Source organism: Xanthomonas dyei (genome assembly GCF_002939865.1).
In the GTDB taxonomy this organism is placed as follows: Bacteria; Pseudomonadota; Gammaproteobacteria; order Xanthomonadales; family Xanthomonadaceae; genus Xanthomonas; species Xanthomonas dyei.
In genome coordinates this window covers 1-281 of sequence record NZ_MDEE01000146.1, presented here as the reverse complement: position 1 = coordinate 281, position 281 = coordinate 1, and the positions used below count along the sequence as shown (strand labels likewise).

The following is a 281-nucleotide window of genomic DNA, read 5'->3' as shown; positions in this document are numbered from 1 at the left end:
TCCACTTCCGGCATCGCCGAGCTGTGGTGGTTGATGATCAGCCACTTGCCGTCGCGCTTTTCGTACACGAAGGTGTAGCGCGCCTGCACATTGCTCTTCTTGCCGGCCTTGTCGGTCAGCGTGAAGGTGTACACGCCCGCATCCACCGCGCTGTCGTCATCGAGCACGCGCACGGTGCGGTAATTGACCACGCCCTGCGGCTTTTTGGTCAGGAACATCTCGAAGTACTTTTCGATCTGCTCGCGCGAGGCACGCACTTCGTTGGAGACCGTCGGCAGCAG

Annotated in this window: 1 protein-coding gene; it reads right to left on the bottom strand. The window is 60.5% G+C overall.

All coding sequences use genetic code 11. The features are described 5' to 3' along the window. On the bottom strand, positions 1–281 hold a 281-nt coding region (locus tag XdyCFBP7245_RS23595; protein WP_146091754.1), incomplete at both ends, for an SgcJ/EcaC family oxidoreductase.